General features: G+C 69.3%; 17 protein-coding genes. 14 read left to right on the top strand and 3 right to left on the bottom strand.

The genetic code is table 11. The annotated features are described in order from the left end of the window. Position 1: 1 nt before the first annotated feature. Positions 2 to 1,045, bottom strand: a complete 1,044-nt coding sequence (locus QSK21_RS00080; RefSeq protein WP_285692502.1) for an LLM class flavin-dependent oxidoreductase — start codon at positions 1,043 to 1,045, stop codon at positions 2 to 4. Between the two features lie 162 nt (positions 1,046 to 1,207). On the opposite strand from QSK21_RS00080, the gene QSK21_RS00075 reads away from it, so the two are divergent. Both QSK21_RS00075 and QSK21_RS00070 read left to right on the top strand, forming a co-directional pair. Continuing rightward, complete coding sequence (locus QSK21_RS00075) at positions 1,208 to 2,806, top strand: long-chain fatty acid--CoA ligase (RefSeq protein ID WP_285692500.1); 1,599 nt, start codon at positions 1,208 to 1,210, stop codon at positions 2,804 to 2,806. A 111-nt stretch (positions 2,807 to 2,917) separates the two neighbouring features. Then, on the top strand, positions 2,918 to 3,460 hold the full coding sequence (locus QSK21_RS00070) for a cupin domain-containing protein (protein ID WP_285692497.1): 543 nt from the start codon (positions 2,918 to 2,920) through the stop codon (positions 3,458 to 3,460). 25 nt (positions 3,461 to 3,485) lie between these two features. Here QSK21_RS00070 and QSK21_RS00065 read toward each other — a convergent pair whose 3' ends face one another. Continuing rightward, positions 3,486 to 4,166, bottom strand: coding sequence for a TetR/AcrR family transcriptional regulator (locus tag QSK21_RS00065; protein WP_285692496.1), 681 nt, complete (start codon positions 4,164 to 4,166; stop codon positions 3,486 to 3,488). Positions 4,167 to 4,333: 167 nt separating this feature from the next. Here QSK21_RS00065 and QSK21_RS00060 point away from each other — a divergent pair, with 167 nt between their 5' ends. Genes QSK21_RS00060 through QSK21_RS00035 form a run of 6 tightly spaced genes read left to right on the top strand, consistent with a single transcriptional unit; the run spans position 4,334 to position 10,667 of the window. After that, a complete protein-coding gene (locus QSK21_RS00060; protein WP_285692495.1) occupies positions 4,334 to 5,992 on the top strand; it encodes a tannase/feruloyl esterase family alpha/beta hydrolase in 1,659 nt (552 codons plus the stop codon). Beyond that, the gene (locus tag QSK21_RS00055; RefSeq protein WP_285692494.1) at positions 5,992 to 6,780 is read left to right on the top strand and encodes an ABC transporter ATP-binding protein; all 789 of its coding nucleotides are present in this window, start codon (positions 5,992 to 5,994) and stop codon (positions 6,778 to 6,780) included. The genes QSK21_RS00060 and QSK21_RS00055 overlap by 1 nt, the downstream gene beginning before the upstream one ends. Continuing rightward, complete coding sequence (locus tag QSK21_RS00050) at positions 6,767 to 7,486, top strand: ABC transporter ATP-binding protein (protein ID WP_285692492.1); 720 nt, start codon at positions 6,767 to 6,769, stop codon at positions 7,484 to 7,486. Before QSK21_RS00055 ends, QSK21_RS00050 begins: the two co-directional genes overlap by 14 nt. A 37-nt stretch (positions 7,487 to 7,523) precedes the next feature. Then, positions 7,524 to 8,765, top strand: a complete 1,242-nt coding sequence (locus QSK21_RS00045; RefSeq protein ID WP_285692488.1) for an ABC transporter substrate-binding protein — start codon at positions 7,524 to 7,526, stop codon at positions 8,763 to 8,765. 10 nt (positions 8,766 to 8,775) lie between these two features. Further along, entirely contained in the window at positions 8,776 to 9,639 is an 864-nt protein-coding gene (locus QSK21_RS00040) for a branched-chain amino acid ABC transporter permease (protein ID WP_285692486.1), read from the top strand. After that, the gene (locus QSK21_RS00035) at positions 9,636 to 10,667 is read left to right on the top strand and encodes a branched-chain amino acid ABC transporter permease (RefSeq protein ID WP_285692485.1); all 1,032 of its coding nucleotides are present in this window, start codon (positions 9,636 to 9,638) and stop codon (positions 10,665 to 10,667) included. The genes QSK21_RS00040 and QSK21_RS00035 overlap by 4 nt, the downstream gene beginning before the upstream one ends. Before the next feature lie 842 nt (positions 10,668 to 11,509). Here QSK21_RS00035 and QSK21_RS36025 read toward each other — a convergent pair. After that, positions 11,510 to 11,758 carry a transcriptional repressor gene (locus QSK21_RS36025; RefSeq protein WP_352231240.1) on the bottom strand — a complete coding sequence of 83 codons (249 nt, stop codon included), beginning with the start codon at positions 11,756 to 11,758 and terminating at the stop codon, positions 11,510 to 11,512. A 113-nt stretch (positions 11,759 to 11,871) separates the two neighbouring features. On the opposite strand from QSK21_RS36025, the gene QSK21_RS00030 reads away from it, so the two are divergent. From QSK21_RS00030 to QSK21_RS00005, 6 genes are all read left to right on the top strand, one after another. Further along, positions 11,872 to 12,474: a superoxide dismutase gene (locus tag QSK21_RS00030; protein ID WP_285692483.1), complete on the top strand. Its 603-nt coding sequence runs from the start codon at positions 11,872 to 11,874 to the stop codon at positions 12,472 to 12,474. 504 nt (positions 12,475 to 12,978) lie between these two features. After that, positions 12,979 to 14,568, top strand: coding sequence for an ABC transporter substrate-binding protein (locus QSK21_RS00025; RefSeq protein WP_285692481.1), 1,590 nt, complete (start codon positions 12,979 to 12,981; stop codon positions 14,566 to 14,568). After that, complete coding sequence (locus tag QSK21_RS00020) at positions 14,565 to 15,566, top strand: ABC transporter permease (protein ID WP_285692479.1); 1,002 nt, start codon at positions 14,565 to 14,567, stop codon at positions 15,564 to 15,566. Before QSK21_RS00025 ends, QSK21_RS00020 begins: the two co-directional genes overlap by 4 nt. 4 nt (positions 15,567 to 15,570) lie before the next feature. Then, a complete protein-coding gene (locus QSK21_RS00015; RefSeq protein WP_285692477.1) occupies positions 15,571 to 16,494 on the top strand; it encodes an ABC transporter permease in 924 nt (307 codons plus the stop codon). Then, positions 16,491 to 17,507, top strand: a complete 1,017-nt coding sequence (locus QSK21_RS00010) for an ABC transporter ATP-binding protein (RefSeq protein WP_285692475.1) — start codon at positions 16,491 to 16,493, stop codon at positions 17,505 to 17,507. The genes QSK21_RS00015 and QSK21_RS00010 overlap by 4 nt, the downstream gene beginning before the upstream one ends. After that, the gene (locus QSK21_RS00005; protein WP_285692473.1) at positions 17,507 to 18,154 is read left to right on the top strand and encodes an ABC transporter ATP-binding protein; all 648 of its coding nucleotides are present in this window, start codon (positions 17,507 to 17,509) and stop codon (positions 18,152 to 18,154) included. Before QSK21_RS00010 ends, QSK21_RS00005 begins: the two co-directional genes overlap by 1 nt. The last annotated feature ends 154 nt before the right edge of the window (positions 18,155 to 18,308 follow it).

Here is an 18,308-nt window from a genome sequence, read left to right as displayed (position 1 = left end):
CTCAGAAGAGCCGCGCGAAGTCGGCCATCTCCCGCTCGGGGTCCAGCACGGGCTGAATCACGATCTCGTCGATGCCGCTCGCCTCCAGCGCCGCGACCCGCTTGCGCAGGTCGTCCGGGGATCCGACGAGGCCGAGCTTGTCGACGAGGGACGGCACGATCAGGTCGCGGTCCTCGGGGTAGATGCGGCCGAGGTAGTTCTCGTAGAGGACGAAGTGGCGGTCGTCGGCCGTGGCGGTCGTCCCGCGCCGCTTGAGGAGGCGCTGTACGGCGTCGCGTTCCTCGGGTTCCAGATTCTCCTGGAATGAGGGGTTGTCGGCGGCGAAGGTGAGCAGGGCCATCGCGACGTGCCCCATGGAGTCGCGCGCGGCGGGGCCGTACGGGTCTTCGCCGTCGGCCAGGATGTGCATCGAGGTCATCACGTAGGAGTCGCCCCGCACCTCTACGCCGGCTTCCTTGGCCGCGTTGTCGCGGGCCTCGACGAAGGCCGTCCAGGTCGAGGGGTCGAGCAGGCCGAAGGAGATGGTGCCCGCCCCGCGTCGTCCGGCGATCTGCGCGGCCTTGAGGCCGAAGGCGGCGACGACGAACTCGATCGGGGCCTCGGTGTTCACGTAGTCGCCGACGTGCAGGAAGCGGATCTCCCGCGTCCTGTCGCCCTCGGTGTACTCGGTCGTCCCGCCGGAGGTGAGGGCCTGGAGCTGGCCGGTGAAGCGCTCCAGGGTCGCCATGGTCGTCGGCTTCATGCCGAGCGTGCGGCGGGCGGTGTTGCCCGTGCCGATGCCGCAGATGACGCGGCCGGGAGCGAGGGCGTTGAGGCTGGCGAAGGCCGCCGCGCTGGCGGGCGCCGAGCGCAGGGCCGGCGAGGTGACCCCGACGCCGAGCTTGATCCGGTCGGTGACCTTGGCGCACTGCGCCAGGCCGATGAAGGGGTCCCCGTTGACCATCGGTGTGTCGTAGACCCAGAAGCTGTCGTACCCGAGCTCTTCGGCCCGTGCGGCCAGGTCGTCGACCCCTGGCTTGGCCGTGACCACGATTCCCTTGCGCATGCCGGACTCTCCCTGGTCTGTGGCGCCCACGCGCACTTACTGAGCGCATAGTTACTGCGGTTTCCGGCGGGCGTCAAGTGTTGACAACCAACCCGCAGAGTACTAACTATGCGCTCACTAAGTTGTCCTGCGAGAAGGGACGCCGACCGGATGCACGGTTTGATGCAGGAAAGAGCCCTGGCCCTTCCGCTGGTCCTCCGGCGGGTCGAGCGCTATTTCGGGCACAAGCGCGTGGTGACGCGCCGCGCCGCCGACGATGAGACGGTGGCGACCTGGGCCGAGGTCTGCGAGCGCACCCGCCGCCTCGCGGCGGTGCTGGACCATCTGCAGGTTCCCGACCAGGCCCGCGTCGGGACGTTCGCGTGGAACAGCCAACGGCATGTCGAGCTGTATTTGGCCGTGCCGTGCGCCGGCCGGATCCTGCACACCGTCAACCATCGGCTGTACCGCGAGCAGATCGGCTACATCCTCGAGGACGCCGCCGACGACGTGATCTTCATCGACCGTTCGCTGCTGCCCGTCGTCTGGCCGGTGATCTCGGGCTACGCCGGCATGCGGTACGCGATCGTCATGGACGACGGTGCCGACGCGCCGATCCCGGACGACCCGCGGATCCTGGACTACGAGACCCTCCTCGCCGAGGTCACACCCCTCGATCGGGAGTTCTCCATACCCGACGAGAACACCGCCGCCGCGCTCTGCTACACCTCCGGGACGACCGGCAATCCCAAGGGCGTGCTCTACAGCCATCGCTCGGTCGTCCTGCACGCGGTGCTGTTGCTGGCGGTCGACAGCTTCGGCATCAACGAGCGCGACGTGATCATGCCTGTCGTCCCGATGTTCCACGTGAACGCCTGGGGACTGCCGTACGCGGCGATACTGAGCGGCGCCGATCTGGTCCTGCCCGGGCCGATGACCGACCCCGCCGGGCTGATCTCTCTGATGGAGCGGTACCGCGTCACGTTCTCCGGCGCGGTGGCCACCGTCTGGCGCGGCATGCGGCCCTACCTCACCCAGCACGACCTGTCCAGCGTCCGGATGATCATCTCCGGCGGCGGCGCGGTCGACGACGCGCTGTCGCGCGCGTACCAGGAGGCCATCGGGCTGCCGCTCACCAACGCCTGGGGGATGACCGAGACCAGCCCGGTGGTGACCACCTCGCGGCTGGCGACCGTGCACGACGACCTGGACCCCGACACCAAGCGCGCCGTCATCGGCTCGCCCGGGCCGGCGATTCCGCTGACCGAGGTACGTCTGGTCGGCGACGACGGCAAGGAGGTGCCCTGGGACGGCACGACGCCCGGAGAGCTACAGGCCATGGGGCCCACCATCGCGGCGCGCTACTTCGGGGAGACCGAGCCCGGCCCGGCCTTCACCGAGGACGGCTGGCTCAGGACGGGAGACGTCGCCACCATCGATCCGCACGGATACGTGCGGATCGTCGACCGGACCAAGGACCTGGTGAAGTCCGGCGGCGAGTGGATCTCCTCCGTCGAGCTGGAGAACGCCATCATGGCCGACGCCCGGGTCGCCGAGGCCGCCGTGATCGGGGTGCCCGACGAACGGTGGGGCGAACGGCCGGTCGCCTACGTGGTCCCCAAGGACGGGGCCGAGCTCGACGCCGACGACGTGCGCAAGCACCTGGAAGGCCACGTCGCCCGCTGGTGGATCCCCGAGCAGGTGGTCTTCGTGTCCGAGATCCCCAAGACCGCCACCGGCAAGTTCTCCAAGCGGCAACTGCGACAACTGCACGAACACTAGGCCAGCGTCCCGCCGGGCCGGCGTCCCGCTCGGCCGGCGTTCCGCCAGACCGGCGTCCCGCTCCGCCGGCGTTCCGCCACCCACCCTCGAAGGCGCGAAGGAGCAGAGATCATGGCCATCGAACCCCGTCTCATCGTCACCGGCCGCGAACCCGACGGAACCTCGGTGTTCGTCACCGACCAGCCCGGCGAACCCATCAGCGTCGGCGCCATCCCCGGCTCGCAGTTCTACATGTTCTGGGGCACCGAGGACGGGCATGCCACCGTGGGCACCAAGCCCCGGCGGCCGAAGCTGTCGCCGTTCTTCCCCGGCGTCGGGGGAACCCGCATCCTGTTCCTGCGGTGGGCGCCGGAGTCGTCCGCCCCGGAGCAGGTCGGCGACCCGAAGGAACTGGCGGCGGAGGCCGGCGAGAAGCTGCCCGGGCTGATGGACGTGTTCGAGCCCGACAACCCCGGCATGCACACCACCGACACGATCGACTACGGCATCTGCCTGGAAGGCGAATTGCACCTGGAACTGGACAATGGCAAGGAGGTCAAACTCACTCCCGGCGCCTGTGTCGTCCAGCAGGGAACGCGCCACGCCTGGCACAACCGCAGCGACAAGCCGGCCCTGATGTGCTATGTGCTCATCGGAGCCGAACGCGATTCCTGACCTCGTCCCGAGGTCACGCAGTTCTTCAGAGCAGTTCCTGCGCCGCGTCCTTCAGGGAACTGAGGACGCGGCGCGTCTGCGGCGCGTCCGGAAGCACCGCGAGCAGTAGCGGGGCGGTGGAGAAGGTCGATTGGCTGGCCAGCAGGCGGCGGATCCATTCCATTCCCGCCGAGAGTTCGGCCATGGCGTCGGTCTTGCCGCCGCTGCGCGCCCAGTTGCCGAGCGCGGACCGGTGGATGGCGTCGATGAGGGCGGCGAGGCCCATCGGCTGAAAGGGCGGCGTGTCCGGTGGAAGGCGCTCGCGCAGGAACGCGCGGGTGAGGGCCACGTAGCGTTCGTGCTCGATGACCTCCCGCTTCCGCAGTTCGGGGACGACGCGCGTCAGCTTGTAACGCCGCAGGACCAGTTCGGGCCGGCCGAGAAAGTCGCGCAGCGACTCCTCGGTGGCCGCGATCACGGCCTCCACCGGATCGGTGTCGGGATCGGACTCGACAAGGCGGCGCTGGACCAGCCCGAGGCGTTCGGTGTGGTCGGGGAAAGCGAGTTCGTCCTTGCTCTCGAAGTGCCGGAAGACGGTGCGGCGGGAAACCCGCGACGCGCCCGCGACGGCTTCGACGGTGACGTTCTCGTAGCCCTCCTCGAGAAACAGGGCCATCGCCGTCTCCGAGATCCGGTACTTGGTCTCCAGTATTCGCCGAGAAGTCACCGACGGCCCCCCTAAGACGTGGTGTGGCGCGAAGTCTAGTCAGCCGATGCCCGGACCCTTGCGGACCCTTGCGAGCTCTTATGACGCGTGCCATAGTAGCGGCACTTGGTGCCGAGACTGGCGGATTTGACGGCACAGCGTGCCATGTGATCCCGAGGAGGTCCGCAATGAGCCAAGCACCGCGAGCCCGTCGACTACCCAAGCCGATCCGTGCCGGGCTGGCGATCGCCGTAGCGTCGGTGGGCACGGTGATAGCCCTCGGACCGGCGCCTTCTCTCGCGGCGGGCGGCGCCCCGGCCTGCGCGCGGTTAACGGGCAAGACGATCCCGGCGTCGGTGATCGGCCTCCCGACCAAGGGCGGCCGGGTCGAGTCGGCGACGTCCGTGACGCAGGTCGTGAGCGGCGTGACCGTCGACTACTGCCGGGTCGACGCGGCGCTCTTCCCGGTCGACCCCGCCGCGCCGGACATCAGGATGCGGGTGGCCATGCCGGCCGAGTGGAACCGCAAAACGATGATGTTCGGCGGCGGCGGATACAACGGCACCATCCCCGACGTCGCGATGAACGTGCCGCTCGGCCGTGCCGATCGGCCGACGCCATTGGCCCGCGGATACGCCACCTACGCCAGCGACTCCGGGCACCAGGCCGGCCCCACCGGATCCCTGGACGGATCGTTCGGCGTGAACGACGAGGCACTGCGGAACTTCGCCGCCGGAGACGCGCTCAAGAAGACCCACGACGCCGCCATGTACCTCATCCGCCATGGCTACGGCACAGGGCCCGCCCGGACCTACTTCGCGGGCGGCTCGACGGGCGGTCGCGAGGCCCTGGTCGTCGCCCAACGGTGGCCCAGCTCCTTCGACGGCGTCATCTCCGCCTACCCGGCATGGAACAACGCGGCCGAGATCATCTATCTCGGCTACCTCGCGCGCATCATGTCCCGTCCCGGCGCATTCCCCGGGCCCGAGAAGCAGGGGCTCATCTATAACAGCGCCATCGCCGCGTGCGACGGACGCGACGGCATCAAGGACAAGATCGTCTCGAACGCCGACGGCTGCGAGCTCGACCCGCGGGTGCTGCGCTGCCCCCACGGTGCCGACGCGGGCCCGACGTGCCTGTCCGACGCGCAGATCGCCTCGGTGGTCGCGGCGTCCAAACCGTTCCGCTGGCCGTACCGGCTCGCCAGCGGCGAGCGGGAATACCCCGGCTTCCCCCTCCTTTCGGGGGCCGACATGAGAACGCCCTTCCTCGGCTTCGGCACGACCGCGCCCGCCAACCCGATGCCGTCGACGGCCGGATACGGGCTCCAGTTCTGGGACCAGTGGGTCAAGTACTTCCTCACGAGGGACCCCGGCTACAACTCCCTCTCCATCGACCCCCGGCACCCGGGCAAGTGGCTTCCCCGGATCAGCCACCTGTCCACCATTCAGGACCGCAACAACTCCGACCTGCGTCCCTTCATGCGCTCCGGCGGGAAACTGCTCCTCCTCCACGGCAGCGCGGACGAGTTGGTCTCGCACCGCTCGACGAGCGACTACTACCGGCGGGTGCAGGCAAAGGTGGGCCCCGCGCAGACCCGGAAGTTCCTGCGGTACTACCTCATTCCGGGCGTCAACCACGCGAACTTCGGCCCGGTCGCCTTCGCCGGCACCTGGGATTCGCTCACGGCCCTGGAACAGTGGGTCGAGAAGGGGCGGGCGCCCGCCAAGCCGGTGGCCATTGACGGCCGCACCGGCATCACCCGTCCGCTGTGCGATTACCCGTCCTGGCCCAAGTACCGTTCGGGCGACGCCAACAGCGCCCAGAGCTTCGTGTGTTCGCATTGATGGAAGGCAATGTCGCGACGCAGGCCCCGGCGTCCCCCATCCTGGCGGCCCGGGGCCTGGTCCGGGAGTTCCGCGGGTTCCGGGCCGTGGACGGGGTGGACCTCGACATCGCCGAAGGCGCTGTGCACGCGCTGGTAGGGCCCAACGGCGCCGGCAAGACCACCCTGTTCAACCTGCTCACCGGCTTCCTGAAACCGACCGCCGGCCGCGTCCTGCTGGAGGGCCGGGTGGAGCTGACCGGGCGTGCCCCCGAGGCGATCGCCCGGCTGGGCCTGGCCCGGTCGTTCCAGATCACCAGCCTGTTCGCCGAGCTGACCCCGCGCCGGCACGTCGAGCTGGCGCTGGCCGGCGGCACCGGCCTGGGCTGGCGGTTCTGGCGTTCGGACCGGACGCTGGACCGCTTCGCCGGGCGCGCGGACGAACTGCTCGACCAGGTCGGGCTGGCCGGCCACGCCGACGTCCCGGCGGGCTCGCTGTCGTACGGGCGCAAGCGCGCCCTGGAGCTGGCGCTCGCGCTGGCCCTGGACCCCAGGGTGCTGCTGCTGGACGAGCCGACCGCCGGGATGGGCATGGAGGACGTCGACCGCACCATCGAGCTCATCCTCAAGATCAAGGCGGGGCGCACCGTGGTCCTGGTCGAGCACAACATGAACGTGGTCGCCAGCCTCGCCGACCGGGTGACCGTCCTGCAGCGCGGCACCGTGCTGGCCGAGGGCCCGTACGCCGAGATCCGCAACGACCCGCGGGTCATCACCGCCTACCTCGGAGACTCCGATGCTGCGCGTTGACGGTTTGTCCGCCTGGTACGGCGAGGCGCAGGCCCTGCGCGATGTGTCGATACGAGTCGACAAGGGCGAGATCGTCACGCTGATCGGCCGCAACGGCGCGGGCAAGACCACGCTGCTGCGCTGCCTGATGGGACTGCACGGCGCGTACGGCAGGACGACGGGCACGATCACGCTGGCCGGCACGGACATCACGCGCCTCGCCCCCCACCGCAGGGCCCGCCGCGGCCTGGGCTTCGTCCCGGACGACCGGGGCATCTACGCCACCCTGTCGGTGGAGGAGAACCTGACGCTTCCGCCGGTGCACAAGGCCGACGGCACCGACGGCCCGCGGCCGTGGCCGCTGGAACGGGTGTACGAGACGTTCCCGAGGCTGCGCGAGCGGCGCCGGTTCCCCGGGACCAAGCTGTCGGGCGGGGAACAGCAGATGCTCACCCTGGCCCGGATGCTGCGGACCGGCGCCCGGCTGCTGCTGTGCGACGAGCCCACCGAAGGGCTGTCGCCACTGATCGTCCAGCAGATCGGCGACATCCTCCGCGAGGTGCGGGCCGCCGGGGTGACCGTCCTGCTGATCGAGCAGAACGTGCACTTCGCCGCCACCGTCGCCGACCGCCACTACCTGCTCGCCGAGGGCCGGGTGGTGGAGTCGATGGACAACGACCAGGTCCGCGAACGCGAGCACGAACTGCTCGGCTACCTCGGCATCTGACCTACCTCGACCGGGATTGGGAAACAAAGGAGACCTGATGAGGCTCATGCGCTGGACCGGCGGCCTGGCCGCCGCGGGGCTGCTCCTGGCCGGCTGCGGGGGCGGACCCGGCGGTGGCGGCGGGAAGATCAGCGACGGCAAGGTGGTGCTGGCCGTGATGAACGACCAGTCCGGCATCTACGCCGACACCTCCGGCCGTAAATCCGTCGAGGCCGTCAAAATGGCCGTGGCCGACTTCAAGGCCAAATACGGCGACAAGGCGGTGACCGACAAGATCGAGGTCATCTCCACCGACCACCAGAACAAGCCGGATATCGCCAACTCCAAGGCGCAGGAGCTCTACGACCGCCGGCACGCCGACGTGATCCTGGACGTGCCGACCTCCTCGGCCGCGTTCGCCGTCGCCACCACGGCCAAGAACAAGAAGAAGGTGTTCATCGACGTCGGCGCCGCGAGCACCGAAATGGAAGGCAAGCAGTGCAACAAGTACACCTTCCATTACGGCTACAACAGCTACATGCTCGCCCACAGCACCGGCACCGAGGTGACGAACGCCGGGAGCAAGAACTGGTACATCGTCTACCCGGACTACGCGTTCGGGCAGGACATGGAGAAGACGTTCGCCAACGCCATCAAGGCCGCGGGCGGCAACGTGGTGAAGAGCGACCCGACGCCGTTCCCCAACGACAACTTCTCCACCTTCTTGCTGAAGGCGTCCGGCCTCGACCCCAAGCCGCAGGTGCTCGGCACCATGCAGGCCGGCGGTGACCTGGTCAACCTGGTGAAGCAGTACAACGAGTACAAGCTGCGCGACAAGGGCGTCGGCCTGGCCATCGGGCTTCTGGTCCTCAGCGACGTCCACTCGCTCGGCCCGGACGCGCTGGCCGGCACCCGCTACACCGACATGTGGTACTGGAACCTCGACGCCAAGTCCCGAGCCTGGGCCGACAAGTTCCAGGCCAAGGTCGGCCAGCGGCCGACCGCCAACATGGCCGGCAACTACTCGGCCGCCCTGCAGTACCTGGAGGCCGTGCAACGCGCCGGCACCGACAAGTCCGACGCCGTGGTCGAGCAACTCGAGGGCTACAAGTTCGAGGACGCGTTCGCCCGCAACGCCACCATCCGCGCCCAGGACCATCTGCTTCTGCACGACGCCTACCTGGGAGAGGTGAAGCCGAAGAGCCAGGTCAAGGAGCCGTGGGACTACATCAAGATCCTGAAGACCATCCCGGCGGCGCAGGCGTTCCAGCCGCAGCCCGACCCTGCCTGCAAGCTCTGAGGCGGCCGGCGTGCTCCAACAGGCGTTCAACGGGTTGGTGAGCGGGGCGTTCTACGCCCTGCTCGCCCTCGGCCTGGCCGTCATCTTCGGGATGCTGGGCGTGGTCAACCTGGCCCACGGCGCCTTCTACATGCTCGGCGCCTTCGGCGCGTTCATCGCGCTCGACTCCTTCGGCATGAACTTCTGGCTGTCCCTGGTGCTGGTGCCGCTCCTGCTGGGCGTGGCCGGCATCGTCCTGGAGCGGCTGTTCATCAGACGGCTCACGCCCCTGGACCCGCTCTACAACTTTCTGTTCACCTTCGGCCTGGCCTTGATCCTGCAAGACCTGATGAAGCGGCGGTACGGGGTCAACTCCCAGCCGTACCCGCGCCCGTCGCAACTCGGCGGCACGATCGACCTGGGCCTGTTCACCTACCCGACCTACCAGGTGTTCGTGCTGGGCGCGTCCCTGCTGGTGTGCGGCGCGGTGTGGGTGGTGCTGACCCGCACCCGAGTGGGCATGATCGTCCGGGCGTCCACCGAGCGTCCCGAGCTGACCCGGGCGCTGGGCATCGACGTGGGCCGCTGGGTCACCCCGGTGTTCGGGTTCGGCGTCGCGCTGGCCGGGTTCGCCGGGGTGCTGGCCGCGCCGATGCGCGCGGTCAACCCGCTGATGGGCGCCGACCTGATCATCGTGGTGTTCGCGGTGGTGGTGATCGGCGGCCTGGGCTCGGTGTTCGGCTCGGTCATCGCCGGGTTCGCGGTCGGCGTGGTGACCGCGCTCGGCAACTTCTACGTTCCGGCGCTGTCGCAGACGCTCGTGTTCATCCTGATGGCCGCCGTCCTGCTGTGGCGCCCGGCCGGACTGTTCGGACGCGAGGAGGCTTTCCGGTGATCCTGTCGAGGCTGGCCCGCACCCGCCGGACCGGGCCGCTCCTCCTGGCGATCGGCCTTTTCGCCGCCCTCGCCCTGCCCTGGATGATCTATCCGCCGATCGCGCTGGACATCGCCTGCTGGGCGCTGTTCGCCGCGGCCGTCGACCTGCTGCTCGGCTTCACCGGCCTGCTGTCGTTCGGGCACGCCGCGTTCTGGGGCGGCTCCGCCTACGTCACCGGGCTGATCGCCCTGCACTCGGGCCTGCCGTTCCCCGTGGCGGTCGCGGGCGGAGCCGCGTTCGCGGCACTGCTGGCGCTCCCGATCGGCTTCCTGTCGGTCCGGCTGACCGGCATCTACTTCGCGATGGTCACCCTGGCCTTCGCCCAAATGGTGTACTTCGTCGCCAACCAGTGGCGGGACGTCACCGGCGGCGAGAACGGCCTGCAAGGCATCCCCCGCGAGTTCTTCGGCCTCGACCTTTCCGAGCCGTTCTCCTTCTACTACGCGGGCCTGCCATTCCTCCTCGCGGGCCTGTTCGCCGCCTGGCGCATCGTCCGTTCACCATTTGGCCGCGTCCTGGTGGCCATCCGCGACAACCCGAACCGGGCACGCGCCCTCGGATACCCCATCGACCGGTACAAGCTGCTGGCCTTCGTCCTCTCCGCCGCCCTCTCCGGGACGGCCGGCGGCGTCTTCGCCATCGGCCACGGCTTCGCCTCACTCGAAGGCGTCTACTGGACGACTTCGGGCCAGGCCGTAATGATGGTCGTCCTGGGCGGCATCGGCACCCTCTGGGGCGGCGCCATAGGGGCAGCCCTCATAGTCCAAGTCCAAGACCGCCTGGCAACCTCCGGCTTCGAAGAAACCGGCATAATAACCGGCACGATCTTCATCCTGGTCGTCCTCCTCTTCCGCCAGGGAATCTGGGGCACAATCCGCAACCTACGCGCACCCCACCCCTCGCCAAATGCATCAACCCCCGATCCCCAACCAAAAGAGCCCGAAATTCCGCGCCCACTCCAACAAGAACACGAACGCGCCAACTGACCCCGTGAGCGCCACGTCCGCATGGAGCACAGGTGCAGTCAGAACCGACAATCCGCTTCGCCGACACAACGCAACCAAGCTGCAAGTGTGATCAGCGGGGTCAGTCCCGCAGTCGCACCACCTGGTGTCCTGAGTCGTTAATCCGCTGGCAGTAGTCGGCAAGGGTTTCAAGGATCTCGTCGGCGGGCGTGGTCCACACACCAAGGCTTCAAGCCCTCGTTCCACTCGTTGACCCAGCCGCGCACATCGCGCTCCAGCTCGACGACGCTTCGGTGGGCCGAGCGGCGCGGTTTGCGGTTGGTGAACTCGGCGAACCAGCGCTCGAACCAGGTTCAGCCATGAACTACCGGCCGGGGGTGCATGTGGAAGCGGGGGTGGCGGATCAGCCACTGCTCGACCTTCTCGGTCTTGTGGGTGGCGTGGCCGTCCAGCACCAGGTCCAGTTCCGTGGGCGGCGTCGATCAGTTTGAGGAACCGCAGGACCTGGTGGCGGTGGTGCTGGGCGATCACCGGCCCCGACGCCAGGTCCAGGACGGCCAACAGGCCGGTGGCGCCCGACAGAATCGCGTCGGTGCGGTCGATCGCCTGCATCCGGCTCTTCTCGACGACCGCGAGCACCAGCGCGCCCAGGTAGAGCCCGACCACGTCCCGAACCCCGCCGGCGACAGCGTCACGAACCCGGTGCCAGTGCCGACATTCAGTATTCGAGCGGGTGGTGGGGGGCGGCCGCAGCAACGCCCCGCGCCAGGCAGCGTCCACGACCGAGGCCGGTGTGCCTCGGCGCGGTCGTAGGTGGCCGAATCACGACCCCAGTAGTCCTGCAGAGAGGACCGCCTCGTTCTTCACCCTTCCGAACGCGTGCACCAAGGGGTGATTGGCCAGTCCGTAGGTGAAATGACCGTCGGCCGGCACGGTGTGCACGATACGGATCTGCCGCAGCAGGGCCAGCGTCCGTACACCGTCGAGGGGGCCACGGTGCGTCCTCTGTCGGCGATCCGGGTGTGGATCGCTTCGGCGGTCAGGTGCTCCTCCGATGCCGCCAGCACTTCCAGTACCTGGCGGCGGGGAGTCGTGCTGCGGTGGCCGGCCAGGCGTAGGCGGCCGGTGGCCTAGCGCACCCGTGCGGCGGCGTGGTCTGGATCGTCGCGAGCAGGCACCTCTGCAAAGTTGATGCAATTGCGGGTGACTTGCAATAGTGGTCCTCATGTCGACCTACCAGCTTCCCGATCTGCCCGACGACTACGCCGCGCTGGAACCGGCGATCACCGGGGAGATCCTTGAACTGCACCACTCCAAGCACCACGCCACCTACGTCAAGGGCGCCAACGACACTCTGGACAAACTCGACGAGGCCCGCTCCAAGGAGCAGTTCGGCGCGCTGGTCGGGCTGGAGAAGACCCTCGCCTTCAACCTGTCCGGGCATGTGCTGCACTCGATCTTCTGGAACAACCTGTCACCGGACGGCGGCGATCGCCCCGACGGGGAACTCGGCTCGGCCATCGACGAACACTTCGGTTCGTTCGATGCCTTCCGCAAGCAGTTGACCACCGCCACCGCCACCGTGCAGGGCTCGGGCTGGGGCGTGCTGGCCTGGGAACCGCTCGGCAAGCGGCTGATCGTCGAGCAGGTCTATGACCACCACGGCAACGTCGGTATCGGTTCGACGCCGCTGCTGGTCTTCGATGCCTGGGAGCACGCCTACTACCTGCAGTACCGCAACGTGCGCCCGGACTACGTCGAGAAGCTGTGGGACCTGGTGAACTGGAACGACGTCGCCGCCCGGCTCACCGCGGCCAAGAACGCCTGACCCGTCCATCCAGACTGCGGTGTCCGCCAGGCCCGGGTCATGCTCAGGTCCTTCGCAGGTCTGGCGGGCGCCGCTCCCACGCCCGGGCGTGGACGAAGATCAGCGTACGCGGGGCCGGTTTGGCATCGCCGTCAAGGGCGGAGTCCGACGAACATTACAGTCGGCCTGGCTTCGGCAGCCAGGCCCCCCGCCAGACATGGCGCTGGCGTCGTACGTAAAGCCACCGGTACAGGCGAACATCACGGCCATGCTGGTGGGCTCGTTCCACGGTGGCACGCGGAAAGCCGCACGGTACAGACCGACAAGGATGTCCGCCCTCTCCAGCACTGCCCGGCCAGGCCGGGGCACGAGGCGAAGCTTCGCCGGTGGACGACCCATGACCGACTCCATACTCAGCGCATCGATGCCAGCCGATGACCGCGTGCGACGGCCGAGGCCAATTGCAAGTGTCAGGTAACTGCGAGAAGATTGCAATAAGGCGCGTGCCGGGTTAGCGTCCTGGGCGTGAGCGACACTTCGCGTGGTTTGTTGAGGTATGTCGTGGCCGCGGCCATGGCCGCGGCGATGGCGGTGGCGTGCGCCGCTCCCCAGGATCAGACGGCGCAGGACGGACTGGTCCTGGCCGACCCCTACGAAGACGAGGCGTTGCACCCGCTGATGGGCTTCGCCGAAGAGGGCAAGGGCAAGATCTTCGACGGGCTGGTGACGCACGACGCACAGCGCCGCCCGCAGCCGGCACTGGCCACGACTGTGCCCACGCCGTCGGCGGACGGGAAGGTCTGGACGGTACGGCTGCGCTCGGGTGTGACCTTCCACGACGGGTCGGCCTTCGGACCCGAGGACGTGATCGCCACCTACCGGACGCTGCTGGATCCCAAGGCGGCCTCGCCGGTGGCCTCCTCGTACAGGATGCTGGAGCAGGTACGCCAGACCGGGCCCGGCACGGTGGAGTTCCGGCTGCGGTACCCCTATGCGCCGTTCGTGCACAAGCTGACGCTGGGCATCGTTCCGTCCGAGGCGTTGACCGGAGGCAAGCTGGAGGCCTCCCCGTTCAACAGCCGTCCTGTCGGCACCGGGCCGTATCGGTTCGCCGAGTGGCGCAAGGGGGAGCGCCTGGTCCTGACCGCCAACGACCGGTACTGGGGCGGTGCGCCACAGATCAAGAAGGTCACCATCGTCTTCGTCCCGGATGACAACACGCGTGCGCAGCGGATGCGGCGCGGGGACTTCGATGGAACGGTCCTGCCGCCCGCGCTGGCGGAAACGTTCACCGGCGTCGAGGGCATGAGGGTGTACGGCCATGACAGCGCGGACTACCGCGGCGTGATGCTGCCGCAGAAGAACCCGGTGACCGGCGATCTGGCGATCCGGCGGGCACTGAACCTGGCGGTCGACCGGGACGGGATGATCCGGGCGCTGCTGGCCGGACGCGGCGAACCCGCCTACGGTCCCGTCCCGCAGGTGCTGCGCGAGTTCGCCGACCCGTCGGCGGTGTTCCGGCACGATCCGGCTGAGGCGGCGCGGATCCTGGACGCGGCGGGATGGCGGGCCGGAAAAGATGGCGTGCGCTTCAGGGGCGGCGAGGCCGCGCGGTTCACGCTGATGTATCCGGCCGATGATTCGGTCCGCAAGGCACTGGCCGGCGGGTTCGCCTCTGATGCGGGCAAGGTCGGCATCAAGGTGGACCTGGTCGGGCTGGGCTGGGACGCGATCGAGCCCAGGATGAAGCGGGACGCGCTGCTGATGGGCGGCGGCACCCCGCTCGATCCCGATCTGGTCGTCTATGGGCTGCTGCACTCCTCGCAGGCCGAGGACGGCTTCAACAACCCCGGCTCCTACCAGGACACCATCGTCGACACCGAGCTGGACAAGGCGCGCCGTGCCACCGACACCGCATCACGCGCTCAGGCGTACCGGGCTGTGCAACGGCGGCTGGTGGAAGACCCGCCGTGGGTGTTCCTGGTCTTCTTGATGCACACTTACGTAGTGCGCGGCCAATGGTCGGGTTATCAGCCGGTCGTCGATCCCCACGCGCACGGCGTCCCGCTGTGGGGGCCGTGGTGGAACCTGGAGAAATGGGCGCCCCGCGCGTGAGCGTCTCACTGGACAAGCCGGGGCGATGGCGCGTGGCCCGGCGGATGGTGTTGCGGCGCGCGCTGGTGGCGGTCCCGTTGCTGCTGGCAGTGTCGGCGGTGGTGTTCCTGCTGGGCGCGGCCTCGCCGTTCGACCCGGTCTACCAGTACTACGGGACGCGGATCTTCACCGCCGCCGAGGCCGACATCGCCCGTACCCGCGCCGAACTCGGGCTCGACAAGCCGATCTGGTCCCAGTACGGCGACTGGCTGGGCAACGTGCTGGGCGGCGACTGGGGAACCAGCCGCAGCTTCGGCCAGCCGGTCAGTGAGGTGGTGGCACAACGGCTGCCCTGGACGCTGCTGCTGGCCGGCACCGGCCTGGCCGTCGCCGTAGTGCTCGCGCTGACGCTGGGAGTGGTGTCGGCCTGGAGGCAAGGGGGGTGGATCGACCGGTTCACCGTCACCCTCGCGCACTCGCTGGAAGGGCTGCCGACCTTCCTGCTCGGCCTGGGCGCCATCGCCGTGTTCGCGGTGGCGCTGCCGCTGCTGCCCGCAGGCGGGGTCAGTGACGCCACCGGTGCGTCCGGGGCGGGCTCCACCGTCCGGCACCTGGTCCTGCCCGCGCTGGTGCTGGGGGTCGCGCAGCTCCCCTGGCTGATTCTGACCGTGCGGCAGCAACTGCTGGTCGCGCTCGCCGACGACCATGTGACCGCCGCGCGCTCACGCGGCCTGCCCGAACGCACCGTCGTGCTGCGCCACGGCCTGCCGGTGGCGCTGCTGCCGTTCGTGACCACGGTAGGCACCCGCCTGCCCGAACTGGTGACGGGTGTGGTGCTGGTGGAGGAGGTGTTCTCCTGGCCGGGGGTGGCCGGGGCGATGGTCCGTGCCGGGCTGAACGTCGACTTCCCGCTGCTGGTCGCGCTCACCCTCCTGGCGACCGCAGCGGTGCCGGCCGGAAACCTGTGCGCCGACATCGCCGTCCTGCTGATCGATCCGAGAGCGTCCGCCGATGGATGAGGCCATGAACGAACCGGCCGCCGGGTCCGCATCCCGGCTCCAGACGTGGCGGCCCGCCGGGCGGCGCCGTCCCGGTGGCTCAGCACGGCCCGGCGCCGCCGCATCCGCGCGGGTCCGGCTGGCCGCGTCCGCGGCCGTGCTGACGCCACTGATCATTCTCATACTGTCGCTGCCGCTGATGGCCGGGGACGCGGCGACCGGGATGGTCGACTACGACGCGGTCCGGCACGCCCCCGAGCCAGGACACCCGCTCGGCACCGACGACGCCGGTCGCGACGTCCTGGCCCGCACCGCCGCCGGCGCCCGCGTCTCCCTGATCGTCGCCGTCACCTGCGCCCTGGTCGCCACGGTGCTCGGCACCCTGGTCGGCGCCGCCTCAGGCACGGCGGGCGGCATCGTGGACGCGGTCGTCATGCGGCTGGTGGACGGCGTCAACGCCGTGCCCCACCTCCTGCTGGGCATCCTCATCGTGGCGCTGTATCGCGGGTCGCTGCTCGCGGTCATCGCCTCCATCGCACTGACGCACTGGACGACCGTGGCCCGCATCGTCCGCGCCGAGGTGCTGTCATTGCGCACACGCCCCTACATCGACGCGGCGATCTCCGGCGGCGCGTCCCGCATGACCGTCCTCACCCGCCATCTGCTACCCGCGGTCGCCCCGCAATCGGCGCTGGCAGCGGTGCTGCTACTACCGCACGCGGTCTGGCACGAGACCGCACTCAGCTTCCTGGGCCTGGGCCTGCCCCCGCACCTGGCCAGTCTCGGCACCATGGTCGCCGACAGCCGCGACGATGTCCTGCTCGGAGCCTGGTGGACGATCGCCGCACCCGCCGGCGTCCTCATCGCGGTCACCCTGGCGGTGGCGGGCCTGGCCGGCTGGTGGCGCGACCGGATCGTCCCCCGGCGGCGATCGGAGCTGGCGCTGTGACCGGACCCGGACCACTACTCAGCACCCAGGATCTGTCAGTACGGTTCCGGCTCCGCGACTCCATCGTCCAAGCCGTCACCGACGTGTCGTTCGAACTGCACCGGGGACGGCTGCTCGCCCTCGTCGGGGAAAGCGGCTGCGGAAAGAGCGTCCTGGCCTCGGCCCTGCTCGGCCTGCTGCCCGGCAACGCCGAAGTGCGCGGCCAGGTCTGGCTGCACCGCGACCCGACCCCGTTGGAGCTCACGACCGCACCTGAACGCGTCCTGGCACGACAAGTCCGCGGCCGCCGCATCGCCCTGGTCCCGCAGTCGGCCACCACCGCCCTGACCCCCGTACGCACCGTCCGCGCACAACTGGTCGAAACGCTGCGCGAACTGCGTCCCGGCACACGCGACCGCCGCGCCGAGGCCGACCGGCTCGCCGAACGTGTCGGCCTGGATCCCGCCGCCCTGGATCGCTACCCGCACGAACTGTCGGGCGGAATGACACAACGCGCCGTACTCGCCTTCGCCCTGGCCGCCGACCCCGACATCGTCCTGGCCGACGAACCCACCTCCGGCCTGGACCGCCCTCTGGTCGACCACACCATGGACGCACTCCGCGCACTCGCCGACGACGGCCGCGCCGTCCTGCTCATCACCCACGACATCACCGCCGCCGAACGCGCCGCCACCGACCTCGCCGTGATGTACGCCTCCAGAATCGTCGAACGCGGACCCGCCGACCAAGTGCTCGACGACCCCTGGCACCCCTACACCCAAGGGCTCCTGGCCGCCACTCCAAGCCGCGGCCTGCATCCCCTGCCCGGCCACCCGCCCAACCTCTCCGACCTGCCACCGGGCTGCGCCTTCCGGCCCCGCTGCCCCCAACGCGACACCTGCCGCGACGACCCCACCCTGACCAGCCTGACCAACGGCCGCGCACTCGCCTGCGCCCACCCTCCCAACGGCTCACCGGTCCTCGATCACAAGCCCGCGCGACAGACCACGACGAATCCCGCTGGAGACCCGTGATGCTGAGCGCCACCAACCTGACCGCCGGCTACCGCCACGGTCCCAACGTCCTGAACGGCCTGTCGATCACCCTCCAACCAGGTCGCATCATCGGTGTTCAAGGCCCCAGCGGCTGTGGCAAATCCACCCTCATCCGCGTCCTGGCACTCCTGCACCCGCCCCGCACCGGACGGCTCCACCTCGACGGACAACCCGTCCAACGCTTCCGCTACGCCGCACCCGCCGGCCAGCGCCGCCGTATCGGCGTGGTCTTCCAACACCCCAGAGCCGCCGCCGACCCCCGCCATACCCTCCGCCGCATCGTCTCCGCCCACCTCCCACCCACGGCACCACCTGAGGAAACCGACCGCCTCTCGGCCCTGGTCGGGCTCACCCCCGACCTCCTGGACCGCCGCCCCCACGAAGTCAGCGACGGCCAACTCCAACGCGCCTGCCTGGCCCGCACCCTGGGCGCCCATCCGCGCTACCTGCTCTGCGACGAAATGACCGCCATGCTCGACGCCTCCAGCGCCGCCACCCTCCTTCACCTCCTCCTCGCCCAGGTACGAGAGGACGACCGGGCCGCCCTCATGGTCAGCCACGACCCCGCACTCCTGGACGCGATCTGCGACCAAACCATCCAGTGGCACCACCTGACCAATCCATGACCGTCACTACCGCAAAGGCGCGTGCGTCTACTGAGCTTTTCGTTAGTTGTGTGGTGTTGGAGGGTGGATTTCCAGTCCGGTGTGGGCCAGGAAGGACCATGCGAGCTGTTGGTCCTGGCAGATGCGGTTGATGCCGGCCTCAGCGGCGTCGGCG

The sequence above is a fragment of the Actinomadura sp. NBRC 104412 genome, assembly GCF_030269515.1.
In the GTDB taxonomy this organism is placed as follows: Bacteria; Actinomycetota; Actinomycetes; order Streptosporangiales; family Streptosporangiaceae; genus Spirillospora.
This window is presented reverse-complemented; position numbering and strand designations above follow the sequence as displayed.

What these genes read in the sequence shown, in the direction of transcription:
- QSK21_RS00045 (WP_285692488.1), top strand. Translation starts at nt 7,524, where the DNA reads ATGAGGCTCATGCGCTGGACCGGCGGCCTGGCCGCCGCGGGGCTGCTC.
- QSK21_RS00080 (WP_285692502.1), bottom strand. Translation starts at nt 1,045, where the DNA reads ATGCGCAAGGGAATCGTGGTCACGGCCAAGCCAGGGGTCGACGACCTG.
- QSK21_RS00005 (WP_285692473.1), top strand. Translation starts at nt 17,507, where the DNA reads ATGCTGAGCGCCACCAACCTGACCGCCGGCTACCGCCACGGTCCCAAC.
- QSK21_RS00075 (WP_285692500.1), top strand. Translation starts at nt 1,208, where the DNA reads ATGCAGGAAAGAGCCCTGGCCCTTCCGCTGGTCCTCCGGCGGGTCGAG.
- QSK21_RS00060 (WP_285692495.1), top strand. Translation starts at nt 4,334, where the DNA reads ATGAGCCAAGCACCGCGAGCCCGTCGACTACCCAAGCCGATCCGTGCC.
- QSK21_RS00055 (WP_285692494.1), top strand. Translation starts at nt 5,992, where the DNA reads ATGGAAGGCAATGTCGCGACGCAGGCCCCGGCGTCCCCCATCCTGGCG.
- QSK21_RS00015 (WP_285692477.1), top strand. Translation starts at nt 15,571, where the DNA reads ATGAACGAACCGGCCGCCGGGTCCGCATCCCGGCTCCAGACGTGGCGG.
- QSK21_RS00030 (WP_285692483.1), top strand. Translation starts at nt 11,872, where the DNA reads ATGTCGACCTACCAGCTTCCCGATCTGCCCGACGACTACGCCGCGCTG.
- QSK21_RS00050 (WP_285692492.1), top strand. Translation starts at nt 6,767, where the DNA reads ATGCTGCGCGTTGACGGTTTGTCCGCCTGGTACGGCGAGGCGCAGGCC.
- QSK21_RS00070 (WP_285692497.1), top strand. Translation starts at nt 2,918, where the DNA reads ATGGCCATCGAACCCCGTCTCATCGTCACCGGCCGCGAACCCGACGGA.